Origin of the sequence: Pseudomonas sp. MWU12-3088 (assembly GCF_023242405.1) — a bacterium.
In the GTDB taxonomy this organism is placed as follows: domain Bacteria; phylum Pseudomonadota; class Gammaproteobacteria; order Pseudomonadales; family Pseudomonadaceae; genus Aquipseudomonas; species Aquipseudomonas kribbensis.
On sequence record NZ_JALJEA010000006.1, the window covers coordinates 381,348 to 391,152 of the forward strand.

The 9,805-nt window shown below is 61.5% G+C and carries 8 protein-coding genes; 2 read left to right on the forward strand and 6 right to left on the reverse strand.

Features of this window, described 5'->3' with window-relative positions; all coding sequences use genetic code 11:
* Positions 1-2: 2 nt before the first annotated feature.
* Both M5B98_RS17210 and M5B98_RS17215 read right to left on the reverse strand, forming a co-directional pair.
* Positions 3-1,241 carry a Zn-dependent hydrolase gene (locus M5B98_RS17210; RefSeq protein WP_248743374.1) on the reverse strand — a complete coding sequence of 413 codons (1,239 nt, stop codon included), beginning with the start codon at positions 1,239-1,241 and terminating at the stop codon, positions 3-5.
* A 22-nt stretch (positions 1,242-1,263) separates the two neighbouring features.
* Positions 1,264-2,574 carry an MFS transporter gene (locus M5B98_RS17215; protein WP_114884431.1) on the reverse strand — a complete coding sequence of 437 codons (1,311 nt, stop codon included), beginning with the start codon at positions 2,572-2,574 and terminating at the stop codon, positions 1,264-1,266.
* Between the two features lie 162 nt (positions 2,575-2,736).
* Here M5B98_RS17215 and M5B98_RS17220 point away from each other — a divergent pair, with 162 nt between their 5' ends.
* Positions 2,737-3,672 carry a LysR family transcriptional regulator gene (locus M5B98_RS17220; RefSeq protein WP_248743375.1) on the forward strand — a complete coding sequence of 312 codons (936 nt, stop codon included), beginning with the start codon at positions 2,737-2,739 and terminating at the stop codon, positions 3,670-3,672.
* On the opposite strand, the gene M5B98_RS17225 is transcribed toward M5B98_RS17220, so the two are convergent.
* Genes M5B98_RS17225 through M5B98_RS17235 form a run of 3 tightly spaced genes read right to left on the reverse strand, consistent with a single transcriptional unit; the run spans position 3,666 to position 6,645 of the window.
* Positions 3,666-4,595, reverse strand: coding sequence for a 2-hydroxyacid dehydrogenase (locus tag M5B98_RS17225; RefSeq protein WP_248743376.1), 930 nt, complete (start codon positions 4,593-4,595; stop codon positions 3,666-3,668). The genes M5B98_RS17220 and M5B98_RS17225 overlap by 7 nt on opposite strands.
* A complete protein-coding gene (locus tag M5B98_RS17230; RefSeq protein WP_011335215.1) occupies positions 4,592-5,347 on the reverse strand; it encodes a class II aldolase/adducin family protein in 756 nt (251 codons plus the stop codon). The genes M5B98_RS17225 and M5B98_RS17230 overlap by 4 nt, the downstream gene beginning before the upstream one ends.
* Positions 5,344-6,645, reverse strand: coding sequence for an MFS transporter (locus M5B98_RS17235; protein WP_248743377.1), 1,302 nt, complete (start codon positions 6,643-6,645; stop codon positions 5,344-5,346). Before M5B98_RS17235 ends, M5B98_RS17230 begins: the two co-directional genes overlap by 4 nt.
* A gap of 144 nt (positions 6,646-6,789) precedes the next feature.
* Here M5B98_RS17235 and M5B98_RS17240 point away from each other — a divergent pair, with 144 nt between their 5' ends.
* A complete protein-coding gene (locus M5B98_RS17240; RefSeq protein WP_248743378.1) occupies positions 6,790-7,749 on the forward strand; it encodes a LysR family transcriptional regulator in 960 nt (319 codons plus the stop codon).
* A 12-nt stretch (positions 7,750-7,761) separates the two neighbouring features.
* Here the strand turns inward: M5B98_RS17240 and mrdA are convergent, their stop codons facing one another.
* Positions 7,762-9,654, reverse strand: a complete 1,893-nt coding sequence (mrdA, locus tag M5B98_RS17245) for a penicillin-binding protein 2 (protein ID WP_248743379.1) — start codon at positions 9,652-9,654, stop codon at positions 7,762-7,764.
* Positions 9,655-9,805 lie beyond the last annotated feature (151 nt).

The following is a 9,805-nucleotide window of genomic DNA, read 5'->3' on the forward strand; positions in this document are numbered from 1 at the left end:
CTTCAGATTCCTTGTTCGATTCGACCGGCGCGGGCCAGCACGGCGTTGAGCAACACATCGGTGCCCTGCTTCACGTCTTCGGGCAACACATCTTCGGCTTCGTTATGGCTCAAGCCACCGACGCACGGAATGAACACCATCGCCGTCGGGCAGTAACGCGCGAGGTGAATCGCGTCATGCCCGGCACCGCTGACAATCGACTGCTGAGCGTAGCCCAGCGCATCCACCGCCTCTTGCACGGCCGCCACGCACTCGGCGTCGAACGGCGTGGACGGACTGATCCAGTGCGGGGTGATCGTCAGGTTCAGGCCACGACCATCGGCGATGGCCTGCAACCGGGCACGAACCTGTTGCTCCATGGCAGCGATGGCATCGTCGCGGTGATGACGCAGATCGACGGTGAAATTCACCAGCCCCGGAATGGTATTGCGCGAGGACTTGTTGATGCTCAGTTCGCCAACCGTGGTCAGGCCTTCCGGCGCAAAATCTGCTGCCAGGCCTTCGATTGCCTGGATCATCCGCGCCACACCATACAGCGCGTCTTTGCGCAGCGGCATCGGCGTGGTGCCGGCGTGGGCGGCCATGCCTTCCACGCGCACGTCGAGCCAGCGGATCGCCTGACCACCCGTGACCACGCCAATGCTTTTGGCGTTGTCTTCAAGGATCGGGCCCTGCTCGATGTGCGCTTCAAAATACGCGTCCACAGCGCCGCCCAACGGACACTCACCGGCGTAACCGGTCCGCTGCAAGGCCTCGGCAACGCTGATGCCATTTGCATCACGAACAGCCAGCGCAGCACTTAGATCCATGATCCCGGTGAATACCGCCGAGCCGAACATGGCCGGTGTGAAGCGAGCACCTTCTTCGTTGGTCCACACCGCCACTTCCAGCGGTTTGCGGGTCTGGATGTTCAGGTCGTTGAGGCAACGTACCACTTCCAGTCCGGCGAGCACGCCGTAGACGCCATCGAAACGCCCGCCCTCGGGCTGGGTGTCGAGGTGGCTGCCCATCATCACCGGCGCGGCGTCCGGATCGGTGCCGGCGCGGCGGGCGAACAGGTTGCCGATCGCGTCCACGCTCAAGGTCATGCCGGCTTCGCGGCACCAGTGGGCGAACAGTTCGCGACCGGCCTTGTCTTCGTCGCTCAGCGCCAGACGGCAACTACCGCCACGAGCGGTGGCACCGATTTCGGCCATGGCCATCAGGCTCGCCCACAGGCGTTCGCCATTGATTTTCAACATGAGGTTCTCCTGAAATTCCGGGTTAGGCACGGGCCATTTCCGCGCGATGGGCGCTGGCGTGACGACGGGCGAGGGACAGTACGCAGACCAGCGAGATACCGGCGATCAGGCTGTAGAAGACCGCCATCGGCCACCACTGCCCGGTGAACTTGTGCGCCAGCATGGTGCCGATCAGCGGCGTCAGCCCACCGGCCACCGCGCCGCAAATCTGATAGGCCAGGGAGATCGCGGTGTAGCGCACGCGGGTCTCGAACATGCCGCTGACGTAACCGGCGATCACCGCGTAGAACGAGGCCATGCACACCACCGCCAGGGCGATCCCGAGGATGATCAGCGGCGCCTGGGCCGAGCTGACCAGCACAAACATCGGATACGGCGAGGCCATCGCCAGCAGCGACACCAGGCACAGGAAACGCGTCGCACCGATCTTCTCCGCCGTCCACGCCGCCAGCGGCTGAATGCAGAACTGAATGATCGCGACAAAGAACAGGCATTCGAGAATCAGCGAACGCGGCAGCGCCAGTTGCTGAGTGGTGTAGGCGATCATGAAGGTGTTGGTGAAATACACCCCGGCGATGCCCAGCGTGTTGGCGCCGATGCACAGCAGCAGCGGACGCCACGCGGTACGCAGCACTTCCATGACCGGCGCCTGTTCTTTCTTGATTTGCTTGGTGGCCTGCTCGCGGCTGGCGAGGAATTCCGGCGACTCATTCACGCCCAGGCGAATCGCCAGGCCCACCAGCAGCAACAGCGCACTGGCGAGGAACGGTAGACGCCAGCCCCAGCTCATCAAATCTTCTTCCGGCAAACGGGTCACCGCGCTGAAGGCCAGCAGCGACAGGATCAAACCCGCCGGGCTACCCAATTGCGCAAACGACGCGAAAAAATTGCGCCGGCCCTTCGGTGCATGCTCACCGGCCATCAACACCGCCCCGCCCCACTCGCCGCCGACGGCAATGCCCTGGACGATGCGCAGCAGAATCAGCAGCACTGGTGCCGCCGCGCCGATCTGCGCGTAGGTCGGCAACAGACCGATGCACACCGTGACCACGCCCATCATCAGCAGCGTGATGATCAGGGATTTCTTGCGACCGATACGATCGCCGATATGACCGAAAATGATTCCGCCCAACGGCCGGGCAAAGAAGCCCACGGCGAAGGTGCCGAACGCGGCCATGGTACTGAACAGCGGATCGTCGGAAGGAAAGAACAGCGCGCCGAACACCAGCGCGGCGGCGGTGGCGTAGATGTAAAAGTCGTACCACTCGATCATGGTGCCGATGAAGGCTGCGGCCGCCGCACGGCGCGGCTGGTTCGAAGCGTGGGGCTTCATGGGGTCGGGCTCCTTTGATTGTTTTTCTGGCAGGAGGGAAACGGCAAATCCGAGGCGCTCTGACGGCGCCTGTCTGGGGGTGATTTATCGTTCCGGGGCTATGATTAGTCAATTTTCTATTTATTATTCCGACTATTAACCAACCTTATAATCGAGAATCCCATGGCCGAACGCGACGTCCAGCGCCTGCTCAACGACCGCCTCGACTGGAACCTGTTGCGCACCTTCCGGGTGATCGGCCAGGAGCTGAGCATCAGCCGCGCCGCCGCGCGTCTGCACCTGACCCAACCGGCGGTGAGCCAGGCGCTGAAACGTCTGGAGGAGCAATTGGGTCGCCAACTGATTGCCCGGCGCGGTCCGCGCTTTGCCCTCACCGAAGTCGGCGAGCAGATCTTCGAACTGGCCGGCGAGATCTACGGACAGATGTCCCAGGTCAGCAGCCTGCTGGAGCAACCGGCCGACGAAGTGATCGGCAAGGTGCGGCTGCTGATCATCAGCCGGATCTTTTCCGAGCGCTTCGATGACTTCCTCGCCGACTTTCACCGGCAGTATCCACGGGTGGATCTGGAGGTCGATGTAATGCGCAGTTCGGACATCGTCAGCGCGCTTCAGGAGAAAACCGCGACCCTTGGCCTGAGCCTCAATCGCCGCCCGCAACCGCGTCTGGAACAGCGTCTGTTCCTGCGTCAGCGCTATGCGTTTTTCTGTGGCAAACACCATGCTCTGTTCGGCCGACAGGACATCGGCGAAGGCGATCTGCAGCGGGAGAATTTCGTCAGTTTCACCAGCGACCAGATTGGCGGAATGCTTTCTCCGCTGACGATTTTTCGTGATCAGCAAGGCTTCAGCGGACGCATCGTCGCCTCATCGCCGAGCCTGGAGGAAGTGCGACGACTGGTAATCGCCGGATTCGGCATCGGCTGCCTGCCAGAGCACGTGGTGGCGGCGGACGTAGAGACCGGATTGCTCTGGCGCCTGCCGCCCCACGAAGGGATCGCCGATGTCGACATTCATCTGCTGTGGAACCGCGAGCAGCGCATGAGTCGCGCCGAGACACTGTTCATCGAACGTTTGCAGGCCTGTCTGGCGGATCAGTAACCGAGCAGCCGATCCGCGCTGTTGAGCAATGGTTCGCCGGCATTCAAACGGCGGAAGTTCTCGGCGATCTGTTCGGCGATGCAATCGTGAGACGCCGCCGAAGCCATGTGCGGCGTGATCGTTACGCCCGGGGTTTTCCACAGTGGATGATCGGCGGGCAGCGGTTCCTGTTCGAAGACATCGAGCAATGCCCCGCGCAGTTTTCCACGGGCCAGCGCCTGTTGCAGATCCTCGATGTTCAGGTGCCCGCCGCGGCCAACATTGACCAGTGCCGCGCCGTTGGCCAATCGTTCGAAGGTCTGGCGATTGAGGATGCCGCGTGTTTCGTGAGTCAGCGGCAACAAGTTGATCAGCAACTCCACGCCGTCGAGAAACGGGTTGAAGGCATCGCTGCCAGCAAAGGTTTGCACGCCCGGCAAATCCTTGCTGCTGCGCGCCCAGCCACGTACGTCGTAACCGGCGGTTGCCAGATCTTGGGCGATTGCGCTGCCGAGCGAGCCGAGGCCCATCACACCGATCCGGAACTCATGGGCCGGGCGTTGCAGCGGTCGCTCCCAATGCTGTTGACGCTGTTGCTCAAGGACTTGATCGAAGCCGCGATGGTAGTGAATCACCGTCCAGCGCACGTACTCGGTCATCCCTTGACGGTGGCCGGGATCGACCACCCGGCACACCGGCAGGTCCGGGCACGACGGGTCGTGCTCCAGATGATCGATGCCGGCGGCGACCGAGTGAATCACTTGCAGATTGGGCAACGCGGCGAGGCTGTCCGGTAGCGGAAACCAGCACGCTGCGATCTGCGCATTCACCGCCCGGGGATCATCGGCCAGTACCGCCGAGAGCTGCGGCGCGCGGCGGGCAAACGCTTCCTGCAACTGTTTGAGCAACAGCGTGTCACGGGACATCAGTGCAACGGTGTTCATGACAGATAGGACTCGCGCTGGGATTCGATCAGGGTCAGTGCGGCCTCCCAGGCCAGGTCGATGATGTTGTCCTGTTCATCGCGGTCGAATTGTTCGGCGGTGTGGGCGCAGACTTCCGGCGACGGGAAATGCAGCTCGCAACCGCCAGCCAGCGCCTGCACTTGAGCCTGACAGGCACGCTCCAGAAAGTGGATTTCCTGGAAAGCCTGGGCCACACCGGAACCGCCGACCAGCAAACCGTGATTGCGCAAGATCATCGCGCGATGCGGGCCGAGATCGGCGATCAAACGCTCGCGCTCATCCAGCGACAGCGCGATGCCTTCGTAGGTGTGGTAAGCAAGTTTTCCGTAGAACTTCAGCGCGTGCTGACTGATCGGCAGCAGGCCCTGTTTCTGCGCGGCGACGGCCATGCCGGCGGCGGTGTGGGTGTGGATCACGCAGTTCAGATCCGGCCGCGCCATGTGGATCGCCGAGTGAATCACGAAGCCGGCGGCATTGACCCGATGCCCTGCATATTCAGGGTCGACGATGCGCCCGTCCTGATCGATGCGCACCAGATCGGAGGCGCGCATGCGGTCGAAGATCACGCCGTAGCGGTTGATCAGGAAATGATGCTCCGGCCCCGGAATCCGCAGGGTGATGTGGGTGTCGATCAGGTCGGTCATGCGAAAGTGCGCGATCAAGCGATACAGCGCGGCGAGCTCGCAACGGGCTTGCCATTCGATCGGGTCAATGTGGGCGGGCTTACTCACGAATACACCTCTTTGCTTGTGTGAAGGACGACCGGGTGGGCCCGTAGACGCGCGAGGCCACAGACACCGATCAGGGAAAGAGCGGACAGCAGCGTGAAGAACACCGCCAACGGCAGCCATTGCCCGGAAAACTTGCTGGCCAGCAGCGTGCCGATCAGTGGCGTGGTGCCCCCGGCGACCGCGCAGCTCAACTGGTAAGCGATGGAAATGCCCGAGTAGCGCAGGTGCACCGGGAACGCCTGGGTCATGTACCCGGCGATTACCGCGTACAGCGCGGAGAGGATCACCACCGCGACGGCGATGCCGAGGGTCATCAACAGAATGTTTTGAGTGCCGACCAGCAGGAACATCGGGTATGGCGTGACCATGCACAGCAATGCGACCAGCATCAGAAACCGCCCTTCGCCGATGCGCTCGGCGAGCAGCGCCGACAGCGGTTGCGAAAGCAATTGGATGATCGTCACCAGGAACAGGCAGTCGAGAATGGTCGCTCGTGGAATGCCCTGATATTGGGTGACGTAGGTGATCATGAAGGTGTTGGTGAAGAAGAAACCGGCCGAGCCGATAGTCACGGCGGCAGCGGCGAACAGGATCTGCCGCCAGCACTGACGAATCACGTCCTTCACCGGGTATTTGGCGGTTTCGTTATTGTCCTTGGCCTTGGCGAATTCCGGCGATTCATGCACCCCGGAGCGGATCATCAAGCCGACCATCATCAGCACACCGCTTGCGAGAAACGGCAGACGCCAGCCCCAGGCGAGGAAGTCTTCCGGCGACAGCGACGTCACCAGACGGAACGCGATCAGTGCCAGCAGCAAACCCGCCGGGCTGCCGAGCTGGGCGAACGAGGCGTAGAAGGTCTTGCGTTTGGCCGGGGCGTGCTCGCTGGCCATTAGCACCGCGCCGCCCCACTCGCCGCCAACGGAGATGCCCTGAATCAAGCGCAGGGTTATCAGACCGATCGGCGCCCAGATGCCGACGCTGGCGTAACTCGGCAGCAGACCGATGCCGGCGGTGGCCAGGCCCATCAGTGCCATGGTCACCAGCAGCATTTTCTTGCGGCCGAGACGGTCGCCCAGGTGTCCGAACACCATGCCGGCCATCGGGCGGGCGATGAAACCAACGGCGAAACTGCCGAACGCGGCGAGCGTGCTGGTCACCGGGTCGCTGCTGGGAAAGAACACTTGCCCGAGCACCAGCGCCGCGGCGGTGGCATAGATGTAGAAATCGTAGAATTCGATGGTCGTGCCAATGAAGGCAGCGGCCGCGGCGCGACGCGGCTGAGCGGTGGTGTGCATGCAAGAACCCTGTGTATTTATAGTTTTGGGCAGGTGTCGAGGCGGCTGACGGTCGCGCTCTGTGGCGCTTGTGGGCTTTATCGCCTCCGTGACAGGATTAGTCAATTTTCAAAATCTTATCTTTACTATTAGCGTGGCTACTGCATGAGCTCTTCCTCGAATCCCTGGATCGGCCGACGTTTTCTCAACGACCGGCTCGACTGGAACCTGCTGCGCACGTACCTGGTGATCGGTCAGGAAGGCAGCATGAGCCGCGCCGCTGCGCGATTGCACATCACTCAGTCGGCGGTCAGTCAGGCGTTGAAACGTCTCGAGGAACAACTGGATTGTGTGTTGATTGCGCGCAGCGGACGGCGCTTTGATCTGACGGAAACCGGGGAGGAAGTCCTGCGGATTGCGGCGGATATCTACGGCGATATTTCCCGTTTGGGCACCGTGGTCGAGAACCGCCATGACGACGTTGTCGGCAAGATCCGCATCCTCACCGTCAGTGGTGTACAGGCGCGGCATTACGACGAGTTTCTTGCGGACTTCCACGAAACTCACCCGAAAATCGAGCTGGAAGTCGAAGTGATGGGCAGCTCGAACATCATCAGTTCACTGCTGCAGAAGACCGCTACGGTCGGCGTCGGTTTATGTCGCTTGCCACAGCCCCGACTGGAGCAACGGGTGCTTTTTCGTGAGCGCTATGCGTACTTTTGCGGGCAGCGGCATCGACTGTTCGGACAGCAGAATCTGACGTTGGAACAACTGGCGGCGGAGAACTTTGTCAGCTTCACCAGCGATCAGCTTGGCGGCAATCTTTCGCCGTTGACGCTGTTTCGTGACCAGCAGGGATTTACCGGCAAGATCGTCGCCTCCTCCACCAGTTTCGAAGAGATTTACCGCTTGATCTGTGCAGGGTTCGGCATTGGCTGTCTGCCGACTCACCTGGTCCGTCGGGATGTCGAACAGGGCTTGCTGTGGCGCTTGCCGCCGGAGGACGGGGTGGTGGATTTCGATATCCAGCTACTGTGGAATCGCGAACAGAAGATGACTCAGGCGGAAACGGTGTTCCTCGACAGCTTCCAGCACATGCTCAGCTTGCGTGAGCCTGTGCTGTGAAGCTGTGGCGGATTACACGTGAGGATCGCCTGGTGCCTTGGTCGGCGCCGCGTACTGCGGCTTGAGGTGACCATCCTGGTCGAGTAGCCAGGCGTCCATGATCTGCCGCACCACGGGACCTGCGACTCGGCCACCGGCCTCGCCGTTCTCGATCATCACAGAAATCGCGATCTTCGGATGCTCGGCCGGGGCAAACCCGACGAACAAAGCGTTGTCACGATGGCGCTCGAGGGTTTTCTCGCGGTTGTAGCGCTCACCCTGCTTGATCGCCACCACCTGCGCCGTACCACTCTTGCCGGCGATGCGGTATTGCGCGCCGGCGGCAGCGGCGCGGGCGATACCTCGGGCGTCGTGCATCACCATCTGCATGCCGTGGTTGACCTGATCCCAGTCACGCGGATCCTTGAGCAGGATGTTTGGCATCGGGTGTTCGTCCACAGGCGGCACACCGTCGACGGTCTTGGCCAGGTGCGGACGATTCCAGACGCCCTTGTTGGCGATCAGCGCGGTGGCCTGAGCCAATTGCAGCGGCGTGACCTGCATGTAGCCCTGGCCGATGCCGAGAATCACCGTCTCACCAGGGAACCACGCCTGACGCCGGGTGGCGCGCTTCCAGGCCTGGGAGGGCATCAGGCCGGGCGACTCTTCGAACATGTCGAGCGAGACTTTCTCGCCGAGGCCGAACATCGCCATGTAGTCGTGCAGGCGATCGATGCCGAGCTTGTGCGCCAGGTCGTAGAAGTAAGTGTCGTTGGAGCGCATGATCGCCGCGTCCATGTCCACCCAGCCGTCGCCGCTGTGGTTCCAGTTGCGGTACTTGTGATCGAAGTCCGGCAGCTGGTAGTAGCCAGGATCGAAGACGCGGGTCTGAGGCGTGACCACGCCGGCGTCGAGCCCGGCAATGGCCACCTCGGGCTTGATCGTCGAACCGGGCGCGTACAAGCCGCGTAGCACGCGGTTGAACAGCGGTCGGTCAATGGAGTCACGCAGCGCGGAATATTCCTTGGAGCTGATACCGGTCACGAACAGATTCGGGTCGAAGCTGGGGTTGCTGACCATGGCCAGCACTTCGCCAGTCGAAGGGTCCAGTGCGACCACTGAACCGCGACGATCGCCCAATGCGGCTTCGGCGGCTTCCTGAAGCTTGACGTCGAGGCTCAGGACGATGTTTTTGCCGGGCACTGGATCGGTGTGCTTGAGGACACGCAGTACGCGGCCCTGAGCGTTGGTTTCCACTTCCTCGTAACCGACATGGCCGTGCAGTTGTGCTTCGTAGAAGCGCTCTACGCCCGTCTTGCCGATGGATTGGGTGCCGCGGTACTCGACGGAGTCGAGCGTCTTGGATTCTTTTTCGTTGATGCGACCGACATAGCCGATCGAGTGAGCGAAGTGCGCGCCGAGCGGGTAGTGACGAACGAACTGCGGTTCGACATCCAGCCCCGGCAAACGGAACTCGTTGACTGCCAGCACGGCAATCTGTTCTTCGGTCAGTTCATAGAACAGGGTCACCGGTGTAAACGGGTGACGCGACTGCTTCATGGCCTTGTCGAAGACCGAACGATCTTCGGCGGGCAGGTGCAGGAGACTGATGACTTCGTCCAGCTCCTGATTGACATCAGTGGCACGTTCGCGGGTGATGATCAGGTTGTAACTGGGACGGTTGTCGGCCAACAGTATGCCGTTGCGGTCGTAAATCAGCCCGCGTGTTGGCGGAATTGGCAGGACATGGACACGGTTGTTTTCGGAGATGGTCGAGTGGTAGTCGAACTCAACCACTTGCAGGATGTACAGGCGCACCACGAGCGCACAGCTTATTGCGAAGACGAACAAGGCACAGGCAACCAGCCGTTTGTTGACCAGGCGTGTCTCTTTTTCGTGATCCTTGATGGGGATTGGTTCAGGCATTTCTGCAGCAACTCTTTGACAAAATGAGCGCCGATCCGTGGGCGAGACATCAGTCCGTTAAAAACGAGCTGCACCATACCAAAAACCGCGCGGTCATTTCAGAAGGATTTCCCCAGCGGTTGCGATCACGACGCCCGGCTCACTCTTTCAA